This window comes from Pseudomonas campi (genome assembly GCF_013200955.2).
Lineage (GTDB): Bacteria > Pseudomonadota > Gammaproteobacteria > Pseudomonadales > Pseudomonadaceae > Aquipseudomonas > Aquipseudomonas campi.
The window spans coordinates 3,155,231-3,172,352 of sequence record NZ_CP053697.2 but is presented as its reverse complement, the minus strand read 5'-3'; the positions used below and the strand labels follow the sequence as shown (position 1 = coordinate 3,172,352).

15 protein-coding genes are annotated in these 17,122 nt (G+C 64.4%); 7 read left to right on the top strand and 8 right to left on the bottom strand.

The features are described from left to right. Nucleotides 1-35 precede the first annotated feature (35 nt). The 3 genes from HNE05_RS14780 to HNE05_RS14770 are packed head-to-tail and all read left to right on the top strand — an operon-like array spanning nucleotide 36 to nucleotide 2,535. Entirely contained in the window at nucleotides 36-1,154 is a 1,119-nt protein-coding gene (locus HNE05_RS14780) for a 2Fe-2S iron-sulfur cluster-binding protein (protein WP_173208736.1), read from the top strand. Beyond that, nucleotides 1,151-1,645, top strand: a complete 495-nt coding sequence (locus HNE05_RS14775) for a hypothetical protein (protein WP_173208734.1) — start codon at nucleotides 1,151-1,153, stop codon at nucleotides 1,643-1,645. Before HNE05_RS14780 ends, HNE05_RS14775 begins: the two co-directional genes overlap by 4 nt. A 2-nt stretch (nucleotides 1,646-1,647) precedes the next feature. Further along, nucleotides 1,648-2,535: a sterol desaturase family protein gene (locus tag HNE05_RS14770; protein WP_173208732.1), complete on the top strand. Its 888-nt coding sequence runs from the start codon at nucleotides 1,648-1,650 to the stop codon at nucleotides 2,533-2,535. Between the two features lie 30 nt (nucleotides 2,536-2,565). Here the strand turns inward: HNE05_RS14770 and HNE05_RS14765 are convergent, their stop codons facing one another. Beyond that, entirely contained in the window at nucleotides 2,566-3,576 is a 1,011-nt protein-coding gene (locus HNE05_RS14765; RefSeq protein WP_173208730.1) for a helix-turn-helix transcriptional regulator, read from the bottom strand. 128 nt (nucleotides 3,577-3,704) lie between these two features. Between HNE05_RS14765 and HNE05_RS14760 the strand changes: the two genes are divergently transcribed. Continuing rightward, a complete protein-coding gene (locus tag HNE05_RS14760) occupies nucleotides 3,705-4,703 on the top strand; it encodes a fatty acid desaturase family protein (RefSeq protein WP_173208728.1) in 999 nt (332 codons plus the stop codon). On the opposite strand, the gene HNE05_RS14755 is transcribed toward HNE05_RS14760, so the two are convergent. After that, nucleotides 4,700-5,740 carry an AraC family transcriptional regulator gene (locus HNE05_RS14755; protein ID WP_240008764.1) on the bottom strand — a complete coding sequence of 347 codons (1,041 nt, stop codon included), beginning with the start codon at nucleotides 5,738-5,740 and terminating at the stop codon, nucleotides 4,700-4,702. The genes HNE05_RS14760 and HNE05_RS14755 overlap by 4 nt on opposite strands. 80 nt (nucleotides 5,741-5,820) lie before the next feature. Here HNE05_RS14755 and HNE05_RS14750 point away from each other — a divergent pair, with 80 nt between their 5' ends. Genes HNE05_RS14750 through HNE05_RS14740 form a run of 3 tightly spaced genes read left to right on the top strand, consistent with a single transcriptional unit; the run spans nucleotide 5,821 to nucleotide 9,961 of the window. Next, a complete protein-coding gene (locus HNE05_RS14750; protein ID WP_173208727.1) occupies nucleotides 5,821-7,401 on the top strand; it encodes a GMC family oxidoreductase in 1,581 nt (526 codons plus the stop codon). A 35-nt stretch (nucleotides 7,402-7,436) separates the two neighbouring features. Further along, on the top strand, nucleotides 7,437-9,416 hold the full coding sequence (locus HNE05_RS14745) for an alkyl/aryl-sulfatase (protein ID WP_173208726.1): 1,980 nt from the start codon (nucleotides 7,437-7,439) through the stop codon (nucleotides 9,414-9,416). Next, a complete protein-coding gene (locus tag HNE05_RS14740) occupies nucleotides 9,413-9,961 on the top strand; it encodes a hypothetical protein (RefSeq protein WP_173208725.1) in 549 nt (182 codons plus the stop codon). Before HNE05_RS14745 ends, HNE05_RS14740 begins: the two co-directional genes overlap by 4 nt. 350 nt (nucleotides 9,962-10,311) lie before the next feature. Here HNE05_RS14740 and HNE05_RS14735 read toward each other — a convergent pair whose 3' ends face one another. From HNE05_RS14735 to ahpF, 6 genes are all read right to left on the bottom strand, one after another. Next, nucleotides 10,312-11,280, bottom strand: a complete 969-nt coding sequence (locus tag HNE05_RS14735) for a class I SAM-dependent methyltransferase (protein WP_173208724.1) — start codon at nucleotides 11,278-11,280, stop codon at nucleotides 10,312-10,314. Nucleotides 11,281-11,400: 120 nt separating this feature from the next. Beyond that, a complete protein-coding gene (locus tag HNE05_RS14730) occupies nucleotides 11,401-12,879 on the bottom strand; it encodes an MltF family protein (protein ID WP_173208723.1) in 1,479 nt (492 codons plus the stop codon). A gap of 116 nt (nucleotides 12,880-12,995) precedes the next feature. After that, entirely contained in the window at nucleotides 12,996-13,838 is an 843-nt protein-coding gene (locus HNE05_RS14725) for a hypothetical protein (protein WP_173208722.1), read from the bottom strand. A gap of 223 nt (nucleotides 13,839-14,061) precedes the next feature. After that, complete coding sequence (locus HNE05_RS14720) at nucleotides 14,062-14,832, bottom strand: SDR family oxidoreductase (protein ID WP_173208720.1); 771 nt, start codon at nucleotides 14,830-14,832, stop codon at nucleotides 14,062-14,064. Between the two features lie 215 nt (nucleotides 14,833-15,047). Further along, nucleotides 15,048-15,266 (bottom strand): DUF3820 family protein, encoded by a 219-nt coding sequence (locus HNE05_RS14715; protein WP_173208718.1) that lies wholly within the window; start codon nucleotides 15,264-15,266, stop codon nucleotides 15,048-15,050. 193 nt (nucleotides 15,267-15,459) lie between these two features. Further along, a complete protein-coding gene (ahpF, locus tag HNE05_RS14710) occupies nucleotides 15,460-17,016 on the bottom strand; it encodes an alkyl hydroperoxide reductase subunit F (protein ID WP_173208716.1) in 1,557 nt (518 codons plus the stop codon). Nucleotides 17,017-17,122 lie beyond the last annotated feature (106 nt).

The window sequence follows — 17,122 nt, the reverse complement described above, 5'->3', positions numbered from 1 at the left end:
CGGCTACCTACCAAACCATCCTCGATGGGGCCGCCATGCTTGCCGATTTGTCTGAACTTCCCGTTGCTACGGGCTTTACCCTGAATGTTGCCGGCACCGACCTGCTGGCCGTGGCCAAGGCCGGCGACTCGTTGCTAAGCGCAGCTCTGCGGGGCGGCGTACGGATTCCCCATCTGTGCCGGGCCGGCGAATGTGGCTCCTGTCGCTGCCGCCTGGTAACCGGCCAGGTGCGGCTCAAGCGCGACATCTCTCAGCACGTCGACCATCAGGCGCTACGCCAAGGCTACTTGTTGGCCTGTCAGAGCGAGGCGCTGAGCGACCTGACCTTGGAGATTCCGGGGCAATCACCCTGCGCCGAGGGCGCTGGGGTCAAGGCTCTGCACGGACAGATCAGATCGGTTACTGCCCTGAGCCACGATATCCGCCAACTGGTCGTCGAACTCGACTCGCCGCTTCACTACCGCGCCGGCCAATACGCACAACTGAGCGTGCCGGGCCATGCCGACCTCGCCAGCGCGCCGCGTTGCTACTCCTTTAGCTCCGCGCCCTCGGCGCACGGGTGCACGCAAGTGGCGTTCTATGTGCGCCACGTACCCGGTGGCCTGTTTACCGAGTGGCTGTTTGCCCAGGATCGCACGGGGGAGTCTGTCGAGCTGATGGGCCCGCTGGGTAACTTGCAGGTGCGCGATGATGACCGTCCCATGGTCTGTATCGCCGGTGGCAGTGGCCTGGCGCCGATCAAGGCCATGCTGGAAGAGCTGTGCGGCCGTGAACGCGCTCCGGACCTGACCCTGTTCCTGGCCGCGCGCAGCCAGCGCGACCTGTATTGCCAGGCTGAACTGGCTGATCTGCAAGGCCGCTGGCCGGGCCCCGGGCGTCTGCTGGTAGTACCGGTACTGTCGAGCGAGCCGGAGAGCTCCGGCTGGGATGGCCTTACCGGCTATTGCGGGGAACACCTGAGCAGCTTCTGCAGCCCCGCGGACAGCAGCTTCTACCTCTGCGGGCCGCCCGCGATGATCGACGCCATTCTGCGGCAATTGCAGGGCGAGGTCGCCGCCGAGCATGTGCACCATGACCGCTTCCTCGATCGCAGCAGCCTGCCGGCTGCCGCCCCCCAGACCACCACCCAATCCCTCACGGAGATGACTGTATGAAAGCCGTACTGATTACCGCCCTCGCGGCGCTGCTGGGCAGCCTGCAAGCCCATGCGCAAGGCCCGATTGAGGCGGCGAACTACGACCTACAGGTTGGCGCGGCCATCAAGTCCATGTCCGCGGTGGAAGTCGCGCCGGGAATCTCCAGCTTGAACATCATTGCCGAAGGTGCCGGCAGAATCGCGGCGGCGGGTGCGGTCCTGCGCTTCCATGCGCTGTGCGCCATAGTCGATACCCAGGAAGGCAAGCAGATCACCGCGGGCAGCGGTGACTGCGAGCTCACCTCGCTCGGCGGCGGCAAGCTCTATGCGCGTTTCCATACCCTGCCGGGCATGGGTGATCGCGGTCATCTGACCTTCAGCGGCGGCACCCAGGAGTTCGCGGCTGTCTCGGGCAAGCTGCCGGTGCAGGTGACGGTCAATCCGCTGCTGGTCGGCAAGCCGGTGTTTTTCTTGGAAACACTCCAGCCCGCTGACGCCGAGGCGCACTGATCATGGAAATCGGACTGAGCGTTTTCATGCTGTTGCTGCTGCTCGACTTCTTCGCCGGCGAATTCCGTAAGCCTCATGCCCTGAGCATGAACGAGCTGGGCGTCAACCTGATCAGCATGGCCATCGCCTTCACGATCCGCGCCGTGCCGTTTGCCGCCATCATGTTCGTGCTGGTGCATGGCCTGCCGGAGCTGCAAGGCATGCTGGCCGAGAGCAATGTCGGGCTGGTCTTCCTGCTGGTTCTGCTGCTCGATGACTACGGCAACTACTGGCTGCACCGCAGCGCGCACAAGGTGCCGTGGTTGTGGCGCCTGCACAAGCCGCATCACATCCCGACGCAGATGAACGTGCTGATGGGGGTGCGCGAGAACCTGTTCTACTACTTCCTGTTGCCGGTCAACATCATGGCGCCGCTGCTGGTGTTCATGGGGGCGGAAGAGGCCGGAGCGCTGATGCTGGCACTCAAGTTGACGGTGGTGTACCTGCAGCATGCCAGTTACCGCTGGGACCTCTGGCTGCGCCGCTCCTGGCTGGGAGGCGTGCTGCTCGACGGCCTGGAAAACCTGTTCGCCCTGCAGGACTTCCACCATGTGCACCACGGCATCGGTCGCTACGGCAATGCCTCGTCCAACTACGGCAATGTGCTGAATATTTGGGATGATTTGCATGGCACCAACAGCGGCCACCCCCGCCGGCCCCAGGACGCTTATGGCCTGCCGGTTGGGGTGAAGGTGGAGTCCTGGCCCGTGCAGTTGTTCTGGCCGCTGGTGCGCGAGAAACAGACCCAGCGCGCCGCCGCACCAGCGCTGACGCCGAGCTCAGCGGCCGAATTGGCCGAGGCCCGGGCGGTGATCTATACCGCCGATGGCGTCGCGGTAGCGGTGAGATAGCCAGGCGCGGCGACTCTTTCTTTACCCGCCTCAGTGTTCCGCACGCAGCCCCTGCTGGGCGCGCCACTGCCGTGGCGACAGGCCAGTCCAGCGTTTGAAGTGGCGGCTGAACACCGCGACCTCGGCATAGCCCAGGTTGAGGGCCAGGTCGGTGATGCTCATCTTCTGTTGCTGCAGGTGCTGGCGGGCGATACCGAGGCGGGTCTCCTGCAGCAGTTGGCTAAAGCTGCTGCCCTCCTGCTGCAGGCGCTTCTGCAGGGTGCGCGGGTGCAGGCCGAGGGCCGCGCCGACCCGTTCGACACTGCCTTCGCCGGCCGGCAGCAGGCTGCTGATGATGTGACAGACCTGGTCCTGCAGCTTGTCCGGGTAGCGGGCTGCGAGCATCTGCATGCGCTGCTGGAAATACTGGCGAGTCAGCGCTTCGTCGCGACTGGGCGGGCGCTCGCGCCAGTCGGCCGGGAAACTCACGCCATTGATAGGGCTGTCGAAAACCAGCCGGCCCGGCTGCCAATCGGCCAGCCAGGCGCAGTCGGACGGGCGCGCCTGCTGCAGATGCAGGCGCAGCTGGCGGCTGGTACTGCCGGTGAGAAAGCCCAGGGCGTTGAACAGCTGACCCACGCCCAGCTGGTTGAGCTGCCACAGGCCGCTGGCGTTGCTGAAGGCGAAGCTCAGGCTCAGCTCATAGTCATCCGCGGCCAGAGTGCCCTGCAGATTGACCCCCTGGGCGTGCAGGTGCAGGTAGCGCTTGGCGAACTCCAGGGCCTCGCCGAGGCTCGGCTGCTGGCTGCCTGGCAGCGCCATCTCGCCGATAGCCAGCAGGCTCTGCCCGGCCGCCAGGCGCAGACCGAACAGCGGTTCGTGACAGAGCAGCGCGCAGTCGTCCAGCAGGTCGGCCAGTTTCAGGTAGGAGAGGTAGCTGTTGGGTTCGCGCAACTGGGCGCTGCTAAGGCCGTGCTGGCGCAGCAGTTGGGCGGGATTCTGGCCCAGTTGGCCGAGCAATCGCTCGAAGCCATCGAGGGCACCGCTGCGGATCAGAAACATGCTGGTCGATTGCCTGTGCGGCGTGGCTGTTCGTGAATAGTCAAATTATGTTCGTGATTAGTCAAGTTTATAGACCGAAGCTTGATTAGGGTTGCACCTGTCCTTTTAACGCTTCACGGTCCATCGACATGAACGAGAAAACCAAGATCAGCGACATCTTCAGCCGCGACGAGATCAAGATGCTCGCCGCGCGCTCCGACGCCTGGGGTGCCTGGGCGGTGGGTTCGACCTGGGCGGTGCTGGCCCTGACCTTCGCCGCCCTGGCCTGGGCTCGCGAGCAGCTTCCGCTGTGGGCTTTCCTGCTGGCGCTGCTGGTGGGCCTGGTGATCATCGCCGGGCGTCAGCTGTGCCTGGGCATCCTGCAGCACGATGCGGCCCACGGCACCCTGTTCAAAAACAAGTGGGCCAACGACGTGCTGGTGGACTGGCTGTGCTCGCGGCCGATCTGGAACGAGCTGCACAAGTACCGTCCCTATCACCTGACTCACCATGCCAAGACCGCCACCGCGGCGGACCCGGACCTGTGCCTGGTGGCCGGTTTGCCGACCACCCGCGCCTCGCTGACGCGCAAGTTCCTGCGTGATTTGTCCGGCATCACCGGGCTCAAGTTTCTGATCGGTCGCCTGCTGATGGATGCCGGCGTGCTCGGCTGGTCGCTGACCAGCGACATTCGCCGCCTGCCGCAGGCTGGGCGACGCTGGTGGGACTATCCGCGGGACCTGCTGGGCAATGCCGCCGGCATGCTGATCAGCAACGGCGTGCTGCTGGGCCTGTTCTGGGCCTGCGGCGAGACCTGGCTGTATGGCGTCTGGGTGCTGGCCTACGTCACCCCCTTCCCGCTGTTTATCCGCATCCGCTCGATGGCCGAACACGCCGCCCTGGAGGACAGCCGCGACGTGCTGCGCAACACCCGCAGCACCCATGCCGGCTGGCTGGCCCGGGCCTGCGTGGCGCCGATTCGGGTCAACTACCATATCGAGCATCACCTGATGGCTTCGGTGCCGTACTTTCGCCTGCCGCTGATGCACCGCCTGCTGCGCGAACGTGGCCATGTACCGCCGCCGCCGAGCTACTGGCAGGTGTTGCGGCTGGTCAGCGGTGGCGCTGCTAAGGCCGCCGCGCGCTAATCGCGGCGGTAGGCCCGCTGTTCCAGTAACTGCCGCCGCCGCTCGCCAGGCGTCAGGGCGAACCAGCGGCGACAGGCGCGGTTGAACACGCTCTGCTCGCTGTAGCCGAGCATGCCGGCGATCTGCGACATGGGGATGTCGCGCTCGGCCAGGTAGAAGTCGGCGCGGTCGCGGCGAATGCCTTCCACCAGCTCATCGAAGCGCTGGCCCAGCTCGGCCAGCTGGCGCTGCAGTGCCCGCTCGTGCAGGCCGACCTGCTCGGCGATCAGCGGCAGGCGGCACTGCTGGGTCGGCAACATGCGCAGCACCAGACGGCGCACCTGATCGACCAGGTCCGAGGAACTGTGCAGGTGGATATGGTCGAGGTACTGCACCAGCATGCGGTGCAGGTGCGGGTCCTGCTGTTCTATGGGTTGCTGCAGTTGCTGCGCGGTCAGCACCAGGGCGTTGCAGGCCTGCCCGCTATACACCTGAGTCTGGAAATAGCGCCGGTAGCGCGCCGGCGGCAGCGGGCTGACGCCGCACAGCAGTACGCTTTGCGCGCTGAAGTGGGCACCGCACAGCAGCTTCATGGTGTTGTGCGCCACGCCCATGGCCAGCTCCACCATCTGCCGCTGCGGCACGGAACCGGGTAGCTGCAGGCCGATCACCACGCGCGGGGCCTGCGCCTCGCTGCGGTCCAGGTCGAGCTGCATGCCGGAGCTGTGGTAGCCGATAAAGCGCACGATCTCCGTCAGCGCGTGGCCGACGCTCGCCGAGCTGCGCGCCATTACCGCGATCGGGCCGAGCACGTGCAGGTTCTGGTACTCGGCCATGCGCAGGCCGAAGTCGGCGCAGTCCAGCTCCTGGGCGGCGCACTCCAACAGGCCGACCAGCGAGCGCAACGGCACCCGGGCGTCCTCTTCGTCGAGCAGTTCCGGCTTGATCCGAAAGCGCAGCAGCAGCGCCCAGGGATCGCCGCCGAGCTTGGCGACCAGCTCGCGAAAGCCGGCGAAGGAGGTGGTGCGGATAAAGGGTTCCATGTCGGCAAAGATCAAACATTTGTCAGCAAAGATCAATCTTTCAGCGGTGGCGAAACCAAGAATGCCAGGGCCCCCATCTCCCCTTCGGAGCCCCCATGGAATTCGACTACATCATCGTTGGTGCCGGCTCGGCCGGTTGTGTGCTGGCCAACCGTCTCAGCGCCGATCCGGCAGTTTCCGTGTGCCTGCTCGAGGCCGGCCCGCAGGACTGGTCGCCGCTGGTGCACGCGCCTGCCGGCGTGGCCGCCATCCTGCCGACCCGCCACGTCAACTGGGCCTTCGATACTGTGCCGCAACCCGGCCTGGACGGGCGCATTGGCTACCAGCCGCGCGGCAAGGTGCTCGGTGGCAGCAGCTCGATCAACGGCATGATTTATATCCGCGGCCACCACAGCGACTTCGATGACTGGGCCGCTCTGGGCAACCCCGGCTGGTCGTTCGCCGAGGTGCTGCCGTATTTTCGCAAGAGCGAGATGAGCCACCGCGGCGCCTGTGACCTGCATGGCGAGGACGGCGAGCTGTACGTCGGACAGATCGAGGCCCACGCCGCCACCCACGCTTTTATCGAGGCCGGGAAGCAGGCCGGGCATCGGCATAACCCCGACTTCAACGGCGTGGAGCAGGAAGGCGTCGGCCAGTACGACGTGACCATCCGTGACGGCCGGCGCTGGAGCACCGCCACCGCCTTCCTCAAGCCGGTGCGGGCGCGCCACAACCTGACTGTGCTGACCGGCGCCCATGCCGAGCGCATCCTGCTGCAGGGCAAGCAGGCCACTGGTGTGCAGGTGCGGATCAAGGGCCGCTCCAGCGCCCTCAAAGTGCGCAAGGAGGTGCTGCTCAGCGCCGGCGCCTTCGGCAGCCCGCAGCTGCTGCTGCTCTCCGGCATCGGCACGGAGGCCGAGCTCAAGCCCCATGGCATTGCCGTGCAGCACGAGCTGCCGGGCGTGGGCCAGAACCTGCAGGATCACCCGGATGTGGTGCAGTGCTACAAGGGCACCGACAACTCCCTGCTCGGCTACTCTCTGGGGGGCAGCCTGAAGATGGGCGCGGCACTGGCCCAGTACCTGGCGCGCCAGCGCGGCCCGCTGGCGAGCAACTTCGCCGAGGGCGGCGCCTTCCTCAAGACCGACGCGGCATTGGCCCGCCCGGACGTCCAGTTGCACTCGGTGGTCAGCATGCTCGACGACCATAATCGCAAGCTGCATTGGGGCCATGGCTTCAGCTGCCATATCTGCGTGCTGCGGCCGAAAAGCCTCGGTAGCGTCGGCCTGCAGTCGGCCGACCCCGCTGCGCCGCCGCGTATCGACCCGAACCTCCTCGGCCACGACGACGACGTGCAGACCCTGCTCAAGGGCTATCGCATGACGCGGGAAATAATGGCGCAGGCGCCCATGGCCCGCTTCGGTCTGAAGGATATCCACGCCGCCAATCTGCACAGCGACGAGCAACTGATCGAGCTGCTGCGCCAGCGCAGCGACACCATCTACCACCCGGTCGGCACCTGTCGCATGGGCCACGACGAGGGCGCGGTGGTCGACAGCCAGCTGCGCGTACACGGCATCCAGGGCCTGCGCGTGGTGGATGCCTCGATCATGCCGACCCTGGTCGGCGGTAACACCAACGCGCCGACCATCATGATCGCCGAGCGCGCTGCCGAATGGGTCGCCCAGGCCTGATGTTTTCCCCTACAACAACAATGAGGATGCACAGCATGCACCACTCCCTGAAATGCCTGACTGCCGCCGGCCTGGCCTGCGCCCTGCTGGCCAGCGCCATTGCCCAGGCCGCCCCGGCACCGACCAAACCGGCGACCGATATCACCAAGGCCGCCCAGCAGGCGGTGCTGGCGGCGCTGCCGTTCAACGATAAGCGCGAGTTCGACGATGCCCAGCGCGGCTTCATCGCCAAGCCGGATAGCCTGACCATCAAGGATGCCAACGGCAAGGTGGTGTGGGATCTGGAGAGCTACAAGCAGTTCATCGCCCTGGATAAGCCGGCCCCGGACAGCGTCAACCCGAGCCTGTGGCGCAATGCCCAGCTGAATATCCAGTACGGCCTGTTCAAGGTCACCGACGGCATCTACCAGGTGCGTGGCTATGACGTTTCCAACATTACCTTTATCGAGGGCAAGACTGGCTGGATCGTCTTCGACCCCTTGTTGAGCACGGAACCGGCCAAGGCCGCCTATGAGCTGGTCAGCCAGCACCTGGGCAAGAAGCCGGTGGTGGCCGTGGTCTACAGCCACTCGCATATCGACCACTTCGGCGGCGTGCGCGGCATAGTCGACGAGGCCGACGTCAAGGCAGGCAAGGTGCGCATCATCGCGCCAGAAGGTTTCAGTGAGCATGCGGTCAGCGAGAACGTGATCGCCGGCAATGCCATGGCCCGCCGCGCCATCTATATGTTTGGCGCCTTGCTTCCACGCAACGCCCAGGGCGGCGTCGGTTCCGGCCTGGGGCTGACCGTGTCCAACGGCACCATCACCCTGATCCAGCCCACCGAGTTCGTCCGCAAGACCGGCCAGGAGCTGGAGGTCGACGGCGTGAAGATGGTGTTCCAGATGACTCCGGGCACCGAGGCACCGGTGGAAATGCACACCTACTTCCCGGATCACAAGGCCATGTGGATGGCCGAGAACACCACCAGCACCATGCACAACGTCCTCACCCTGCGCGGTGCCCAAGTGCGTGACGCCCTGCAGTGGTCCAAATACATAGGCGAATCCATCGCCCTGTTCGGCGACAAGACCGAGGTGCGCTTCCAGAGCCACCACTGGCCGCAGTGGGGCCAGGCGCAGATAGACGACTACCTGAAGAAGCAGCGGGCCATCTACAAATACATCCATGACCAGTCCGTGCGCCTGATGAACCAGGGTTACACCGGCGAGGAAATTGCCGAAGCGATCAAGCTGCCGCCTGAGCTGGAAGCCTTCTGGCCAGGGCGCGGCTACTACGGCACCCTCAAGCACAACGCCAAGGCGGTGTACCAACGCTACATGGGCTGGTACGACGCCAACCCGGCCAACCTCGACAAGCTGCCGCCACAACCGGCGGCGAAGAAGTACGTCGAATACATGGGCGGCTCGGCCGCGGTGCTGGAGAAGGCCAAGGTCGACTTCGCCAAGGGTGAGTACCGCTGGGTGGCCGAGGCGGTCAAACAGGTGGTGTTCGCCGAACCGGACAACACGGCGGCGAAGAACCTGCTGGCCGACTCCTACGAGCAGCTCGGCTACCAGGCCGAATCCGGTCCCTGGCGTTCGATCTACCTGCAGGGTGCGTTCGAGCTGCGCAACGGCAAACCGGCCGTCGGCGCCGCCGCCACCGCCAGCCCCGATGTGATCCGCGCCATGACCCCGGAAATGCTCTTCGACTACCTGGCCGTACGCCTCAACGGCGAGCGCGCCGCGGGCAAGAAGCTGGTGCTCAACTACAACTTCACCGACCTGGGCAAGAGCTACGCCCTGACCGTGGAGAACGGTGTGCTGACCTATGAGGCCAAGGCCGACGCCAAGGCCGATGTCGGCCTGACCATGAGCAAGACGGCCCTGGAAGACATCCAGCTGGGCAAGGCCACTCTGGAGCAGAAGGTGGCGGCCGGCGAGCTGAAATTCGACGGTAACCCGCAGGCCTTCGGCGAGTTTATGGGCCTGCTCGACAAGTTCGACTTCTGGTTCGACATCGTCACCCCATGAGAGCTTCGGCGATAGTCGCGACTGGGCTGGCGCTGCTGCTCGGCAGCGCCAGCCCCATGACCCGGGGCTGCGGCTACGACGGCATGGCCGTGGACCTGACCACCGCGCACCCGGCATCGCTGTCGGTGGCGCTGGCCATCCATGACGCCTACCAGGCCAAGCTGCTGACCAAGCCGATTGCGCTGCAGGGCGGTTTCGGCATGCGCCGGGCGCAGATCATGCTGGAAAAGCTGCGCGTTGCCCTCGCCCCAATCGCCATGGGCGAGCGTTTTAGCCTGCTGCTGATCGAGCCGGGGCTGTGGGCGCACTTCGACGGCACGGGCGCGGAGCTGCGGGTAACCCTGCATGTCGCCGCACCCGCCGCTGACGAGCGCGTGGTCATCACCGGCGAAGGCGTGTTGCTGGCCCTGGTACAGGGCAAGCTGGGCGCCGATCAGGCGCTGCAGGCTGGTCTGATCCAGATGCAGGCGACGCTGGTGCAGCGCGAGCGATTGACCGCCAACTGGTCGCAGGCTTTTCCCCCCTATTCTGTTGTGGCCCGCTAGGGGCGCAGAGGGCATAGCAAGTGCGCAATTGAGGCGTTCCGGTGGTCGTGGGTGAACTGCGAGCGCAAGCTCAATACCAACCTGCAGTTCATCCACTGAGCCTTCCTTGTGCTGTTGCGCAAAAGATCGTGAGCTGGCTCTAAGAACCTGTTTACGATCTTTTGGACTAGAGCCAAACAAGGCAAAAACAGCCGAGGAAGCGGAGTTTACGAGCTGTAAATGAGCATTCCGAGGTTGTTTTTAACGCCGTATGGCCGACGGACAGGAGATCGTAAACAGGTTCTTAGGGCCAGCCTGCGACTGTTACTCCCTGATCTTTGGCAGCTAGCTCAAAAGATCCTAAACAAGTTCTAAAGCATTTCTTGCGTAGATGAAGTGGCCTGGCGCTGCCTGAACACCAGTGCCTTCAAGCCCCCCTCGGCCTGGCTGTCGGCGAACTCCGGCGGATTGTCCAGGCGCTCCACGAACACCAGGCCGGGCGCCTCGCTGGCAAAGCCCGCGAGCAGGAAGTCGACGCCAATCGCAGGGTCGTTCATGCAGGCCAGTACCGTGCCTTGTTCCGTGAGCAGGTCAGGCAGGCGGCGCAGGACTTTCTGGTAGTCCTGGGTCAGCACGAAGCTGCCTTTCTGGAACGACGGTGGGTCGATGATGATCAGGTCGTAGGGCCCTTCGCGCTTGAGCTTGCCCCAGGACTTGAACAGGTCATGGCCGAGGAAGCTGACCCGGCTCAGGTCATGCTGATTCAAGCGGTGGTTCTCGCGACCGCGGCTCAGGGCGGCCTTGGCCATGTCCAGGTTGACCACGTGCTCGGCGCCCCCGGCAATGGCGGCCACCGAGAAGCCGCAGGTGTAGGCGAACAGGTTCAGCACGCGCTGGCCTTGCGCCTGTTGCTGCACCCAGCGCCGGCCATGGCGCATGTCGAGAAACAGCCCGGTATTCTGCTTGCGGCCCAGGTCCAGCTTGAAGCGCAGGCCGTTTTCGCTGACCAGCCAGTGCTCGACCGGCTCGCCGCATAGCCACTCGGCAGGGCTGTCCGGGGCATAACGGTGCTGCAGCAGCAGGGTGTGCGCCGTGCTTTCCCGCCAGGCAGGCGACTGGCTGAAGTCCAGCAGCATGTTTTTCAGGGCGAGCAGTTCGTCCGCCGGCGGCTCGCGAAACAGCGCTACCAGGACCACGCCCTGCAGCCAGTCCACCGTCACATGCTCCAGCCCCGGCCAGCAGCGGCCACGGCCATGGAACAGGCGGCGGGCTTCGTCAGGCGCGGCGGCCAGGGCGGCGCTCAGGTGGTGCTGCAGGGTATTGATGGCGTCGGAATTCATGGCTCATGGGTCGGGTTGCGCGGTGGCATAGGGTAAACCGAGAGCGCTGAACCGTGTCGGCTGAGTCAATGACTCTATGGCTGGCGGCCTGTTCTTTCAGGGCACAGACTCAATGTGAGGTCATCGTGCGTTGCCTGTTTTCTTGGCCGCCAGCTTGTAGGCAACGTAGTACTTGTAGATGTTGCCCACATAATCGACGGTTTCCCGGCCCACTATGCGTGCGGCGGTGTGCTCGACATTGCCGAACCAGACATTCGGATTCAGCCCCGACTTCTCCGCCAGGCGCCTGAACTTGCGCAGGTTGCCCGGGCCGGCGTTGTAAGCGGCGAAGGTCATCAGGGTCTTGTTCAGGGGTGTCAGTTCGGGATCGTTGAGGTACTTGTCGGCGAGCAGGCGCATGTATTTGCTGCCGGCCTCAATATTCTTGTCCGCACTCTTGTCGACCCCGTGGATGCCGACGGCTGGGTCGGTAGCCGTGCTTGGCAACAGTTGCATCACGCCCACTGCGCCACGTGGGCTGCGGGCGCTCTGGTTCAGCTGGGACTCCTGAAAGCCCTGGGCCATCAGCATCAGGTGGTCGAAGGCGTAGGTGCCGGCATGCTTCTGGAACAGGCCGACCATAGCCTGGAATTTTTTCATCTCCTCTTCCGAAGTGGCATTGAGTACCCGCTTGCTGTTCTTCACATACTTGTTGCGCAGCGAGTTACCGAACCCGGTACCGACCTTGTGCAGTTTGACGAAGGCCGCCAGCTCTTTCTTCAGCAGTGGGCTGCCCTTGCGGATGGCCCAGGCGAACTGCGAGCCTTCGTGGATATAGAACTCGTCGTGGATCTGCATCTCGGTATACAGCGGGCTCCAGGCCTCGGCGATATAGCGATCGACCACTGTGGTGCCGATAAGACCGGCATTGACCATTTCCAGCAGATCCTCGGACTCCAGGTTTTCGTCCGCCGGAGTGACATTGATGGGCTCCAGCCCCCTTTCCTTGAAGGTCTTGTTGAGGTTGATCAGGTGCTCGAAGTAGCTGCTGGAGGCGCGCACCATGACTTCCCGGCCGGCTAGATCCTCGATCTTGCTCAGCGGCTTGCTGCCCGGCCCGGTGATCACCGCTTCACGAATACCTGAAGCGAAGGGCTCGGCAAAGTCCACCGTCTGCAGACGCCCTTCGGTGATGGTCAGGCCGCCAGCGGCGATATCGCCGACGCCTTCGAGCAGCTTGGGCATGAGCTCATTGCGCGCCACCGGGATGAACAGCACCCGCCACTGCAGCGATTTGCGCTCATAGGGGTGGGTCTTGTTCAGCCAGGTTTCCAGCGCCTTGCCAAATTCGTAGCTGATGCCCTGCTGGCGACCCCGATTGACCGAGAAGAAGGTGCGGCTGTATGGCACCAGTACGCGCACCAGGCGGTACTCGCGCATGCCATCGAAGTCGCCGATCCAGGCATCGGGTACAGGTAGCACCATGGCCTCGACTTCGGCCTCTTCCTGGGCGCTCAGTTCAACATCGGGCAGCGCCGCTTCGTCCGCCTGGGCCGCCATGCACAGAATCAGCAACAGAGTGCTGAATACGGCGACGGTGCATTCCTTGAACCTACGCATACTTGCTCCTACTCATGGGTATCGGTGATTTCAACTCTAGTCGCTCAGTCGCTCAGTCGCGCTAGTCTGCTGTGTTGGTCACCGTAGCCGCCTGCTAGAACTCAGAGGCTTGTCAGCTACATGGCACGAACAGGTGTGCTGAGCCGGGCGGCGGTCGGCAGGCGCTGCTTCAGCTCGGCGAAATGGCGCAGCGAGTCGTGGAAGAAGGTCGCTGGCAGGATGCCGTAGCGCTGCAGTGCCGCCTCCACCTGCGCCAGTCCCGCCTGCTCGGCCATCGCGTAGGCGCGCAGGCCTTTTTCGATGCGCTCGGCGGTCGAGGCGAAGTCGCTGAATTTCATCTCGCGGCTGCTGGCGAAATAGGCGAATTCGATCCGCGGGCGCAACGCCACATGGCGGATCAGCGGCCAGTCGAGCGCCGCCAGTGCCTGCTCGACTGCCGGGCCGACGATGAACGCCTGCTCCCACAAAAAAAACGCCTCGAACAGTTCACGGCGTTGTTCGGCGGGCAGCGGCCGCTGTTCGGCCTGGGCACGGTGGCACTGGTTCAATGCGTCGAGCAGCGGCTGCTGGACATAGGCGGCAGCACCCACGGCAGAGCCATGCCGCTTGCTGAAGTGATAGGCGCAGTAGGCTTCGATGCACACCCGCCGGTTGATGTCGCGAAAGGCATCGGCGAAGGCATGCAAGTGCCGCAGCTTGTCGCGGCGCACGGTGGGCTGGAACAGGTACTGGGCGGAGAGCAGTGCGCCGACCTGCATGCCCAGGGCGAAGTAGCCGGCGCCCCAGAGCGCACCGTGGGCGGCGATCAGCGGGAAGACATTGCGCCTGCCGGAGTCCTCATACAGGTGGTGGTAGACCGAGGCGCGCTGGCAGAGGTCGCTGAGTCCTCCGGCCAGTAGCGTCGCCTCTCGGTGGATCAACTGGTAGTCGCGTGCGAGTACAGCGTCTTCATCGTCCATTTCCTTGGCTCCCGGAGAAAATCTACTGATCTCACTCTAAGAGCCGGGGGCGCACTGCGCCGCGTGGCATATTGCCTCAGGACCTGTTCACGATCTTTTTTGCCAATGCCGAAACGGTGTGTAGGGCGGGTGCGGATCGCTTTTGCTCCCTCTCCCCCGGCCCCTCCTACAAGTGGGAGAGGGGAGTTTCCGAGAGCCGAGACAGGCTCTCAGGTTGCTGTCGTTACAGGCTGAAACCGCCGTCGATGGGAATGATATTGCCGGTCATGTAGGCGCCTGCCGCGCTGGCCAGGCTGATGGCCAGGGCGGCCATTTCCTCTTCGCGGCCCCAGCGCTGCATGGGGATATGCGCGACGTCTTCGGCCATGGCCGCTTCGTCCTGAGCGATGTGCTTGGTCATCTTGCTCGGGAAGCGTCCGGGGGCGATCACGTTGAGGTTGATGTGCTCACCGACCAGCTCCTTGGCCAGGATGCGCGACAGCTGGTGCAGCGCGGCCTTGCTCGGGCCGTAGGCGTAGGCCTGTTCACCGAAGGCGCTGATGCCGGCCACCGAGCCGATATTGATGATGCGCGCCGGGTTCTGTGCGCTGCCGGCCTTGCGCAGCAGTGGCAGCAGTTGCTGGATGCAGCTGAACACCGAGGTCACGTTGAGCTGCATGACTTTCTCCCAGCCTTTCACCGGGTAGGTCTCCAGCGGCCCGCCCCAGGTGGTGCCGGCGTTGTTGACCAGGATATCCAGTTGGCTGAGGCGGCCACTCAGCTCGGCAGCCAGCGCCCTGGCGCCTTCCTCGCTGGACAGGTCGGCAGCCAGGCCGATGCATTCGCCATGTACCGAAAGCTCTTCGGCTGTCTGCAGGCAGGCGGCGCCATCGCGGGCGCAGATGAACACCCGCGCGCCCGCTTCGAGGAAGCCCTGGGCGATCATCCGGCCGATACCACGGGTGCCGCCGGTAACCAGGGCGGTGCGGCCTTGCAGGCTGAAGTAGGGATGCATGGGGGAATCCTCGGGCAGGGCATAGGCACGGAGCAGCCGTAGGAGCGAGCTCTGCTCGCGAATCGGGCAGCGGAAGAAGCTTCGCGAGCAGAGCTCGCTCCTACATGGGCTGTGCAGGTCGTGAATACTGAGCCAACCCTAATCGCACTGGAGGGTACGGATGAAGCGGAAAGTCCTGTTATAGCGACGCGGAATGGTGCGCCATTGCGGTGACCTCAGCCCCGGCGTTGGCGCAGCGGGTCGAGCAGCGGCTTGAGGCCGTTGTGGTCGATCTCCTGCATCAGTGCCAGCAGGCGGCCGATCTCGCCCTTGGGGAAACCGGTGCGGGCAAACCAGTTGAGGTAGTGGCCGGGCAGGTCGGCGAGCAGGCGGTCCTTGTACTTGCCGAAGGGCATGGTACGGGTGACCAGCAGGAGGAGGTCTTCGGGGTTCATTACAGGCTCGAGATGGGCGGCGGGTGGTAGGGTGGATCACGTTTCACCGATCCACCGGGCGCAGATCTGGTGGATGAGAAAAGCGTCATCCACCCTACGGTAGCGGATCCGCTGCCTCACGATAACCGCCGGCCAAACAAAAAAGCGCAGGGCCCCTGGCGGAGCCCTGCGCTTTGGTTGTGACCAGGGTTGATCAGCTCTGGCGGATCAGGTGGTCGAAGGCGCTCAGCGAAGCTTTCGAGCCTTCACCCATGGCGATGACGATCTGCTTGTAGGGCACGGTGGTCACGTCGCCGGCAGCGAATACGCCGGGGATGTTGGTGCCGCCCTTGGCGTCGACGATGATCTCGCCGCGCGGGGTCAGCTCCACCACGCCTTTCAGCCAGTCGCTGTTGGGCAGCAGGCCGATCTGCACGAAGATGCCTTCCAGCTCGACGCTGTGCAGTTCATCGCTGTTGCGATCCTTGTACACCAGGCCACTGACCTTCTGCCCGTCGCCTTTGACCTCGGTGGTCAGGGCGCTGGTGATGACCTTGACGTTGGGCAGACTGTGCAGCTTCTTCTGCAGCACGGCATCGGCGCGCAGCTGGCTGTCGAACTCGATCAGGGTGACCTGGGCGACGATGCCGGCCAGGTCGATGGCCGCTTCCACGCCGGAGTTGCCACCGCCGATCACCGCCACGCGCTTGCCCTTGAACAGCGGGCCGTCGCAGTGCGGGCAGTAGGCCACGCCCTTGTTGCGGTACTCCTGTTCGCCCGGCACGTTCATCTCCCTCCAGCGTGCGCCGGTGGAGAGAATTACGGTCTTGGCCTTGAGGCTGGCACCGCTGTCGAACTTGACTTCGTGCAGACCGCCCTCGCTGCTGGCCGGGATCAGGGCGCTGGCGCGCTGCAGGTTCATGATGTCGACTTCGTATTGCTTGACGTGCTCTTCCAGGGCGCGGGCCAGCTTCGGCCCTTCGGTTTCCTGCACGGAGATGAAGTTCTCGATGGCCATGGTGTCCAGCACCTGGCCGCCGAAACGCTCGGCCGCCACGCCAGTGCGGATGCCTTTGCGCGCGGCATAGATGGCCGCCGCAGCGCCGGCCGGGCCGCCGCCGATGATCAGCACGTCGAAGGCAGCCTTGGCGCTCATCTTCTCGGCATCGCGGTTGGCGGCGCCAGTGTCGATCTTGGCGAGGATTTCCTTCACTTCCATGCGGCCCGAGGCGAACACCTCGCCGTTCAGGTAGATGCTCGGCACGGCCATCACCTGGCGGCGCTCGACTTCTTCCTGGAACAGCGCGCCGTCGATCGACACGTTACGGATATTGGGGTTGAGCACGGCCATCAGGTTCAGCGCCTGGACCACGTCCGGGCAGTTCTGGCAGGACAGCGAGAAATAGGTCTCGAACTCGAACTTGCCTTCGATGGCCTGGATCTGAGCGATGGTGTCTGCGTCCAGTTTGGACGGGTGACCACCGACCTGCAGCAGGGCCAGCACCAGCGAGGTGAACTCGTGGCCCATGGGAATACCGGCGAAGCTGACGCCGATATCGGCGCCCGGACGCACCAGGGCGAAGGATGGACGGCGAGCATCATTGCCGTCGGTCTTGAGGGTGATCTTGTCGGTCAAACCGACTATGTCTTGCAGCAGTCCGAGCAGTTCCTGGGACTTTTCGCCGTCATCGAGGGAGGCGACGATTTCGAACGGCTGGGTGACCTTTTCGAGGTAGGCCTTCAACTGGGTTTTAAGCGTGGCATCCAACATGACGAAGTTCCTTTTATACAAATTGCGGACAAACAAACGCCCGGGCGGATCGCGCCCGGGCGTTCGGGCGCCTGCGGAAGCCTGGTAAGGCTTCGTGAGGCGAAAA

Bases quoted from the DNA above. Each gene is read 5' to 3' on its own strand.
- HNE05_RS14780 (WP_173208736.1), top strand. From the start codon at position 36: ATGCTTGCCGATTTGTCTGAACTTCCCGTTGCTACGGGCTTTACCCTG.
- HNE05_RS14775 (WP_173208734.1), top strand. From the start codon at position 1,151: ATGAAAGCCGTACTGATTACCGCCCTCGCGGCGCTGCTGGGCAGCCTG.
- HNE05_RS14770 (WP_173208732.1), top strand. From the start codon at position 1,648: ATGGAAATCGGACTGAGCGTTTTCATGCTGTTGCTGCTGCTCGACTTC.
- HNE05_RS14765 (WP_173208730.1), bottom strand. From the start codon at position 3,576: ATGTTTCTGATCCGCAGCGGTGCCCTCGATGGCTTCGAGCGATTGCTC.
- HNE05_RS14760 (WP_173208728.1), top strand. From the start codon at position 3,705: ATGAACGAGAAAACCAAGATCAGCGACATCTTCAGCCGCGACGAGATC.
- HNE05_RS14750 (WP_173208727.1), top strand. From the start codon at position 5,821: ATGGAATTCGACTACATCATCGTTGGTGCCGGCTCGGCCGGTTGTGTG.
- HNE05_RS14745 (WP_173208726.1), top strand. From the start codon at position 7,437: ATGCACCACTCCCTGAAATGCCTGACTGCCGCCGGCCTGGCCTGCGCC.
- HNE05_RS14740 (WP_173208725.1), top strand. From the start codon at position 9,413: ATGAGAGCTTCGGCGATAGTCGCGACTGGGCTGGCGCTGCTGCTCGGC.
- HNE05_RS14735 (WP_173208724.1), bottom strand. From the start codon at position 11,280: ATGAATTCCGACGCCATCAATACCCTGCAGCACCACCTGAGCGCCGCC.
- HNE05_RS14730 (WP_173208723.1), bottom strand. From the start codon at position 12,879: ATGCGTAGGTTCAAGGAATGCACCGTCGCCGTATTCAGCACTCTGTTG.
- HNE05_RS14725 (WP_173208722.1), bottom strand. From the start codon at position 13,838: ATGGACGATGAAGACGCTGTACTCGCACGCGACTACCAGTTGATCCAC.
- HNE05_RS14720 (WP_173208720.1), bottom strand. From the start codon at position 14,832: ATGCATCCCTACTTCAGCCTGCAAGGCCGCACCGCCCTGGTTACCGGC.
- HNE05_RS14715 (WP_173208718.1), bottom strand. From the start codon at position 15,266: ATGAACCCCGAAGACCTCCTCCTGCTGGTCACCCGTACCATGCCCTTC.
- ahpF (WP_173208716.1), bottom strand. From the start codon at position 17,016: ATGTTGGATGCCACGCTTAAAACCCAGTTGAAGGCCTACCTCGAAAAG.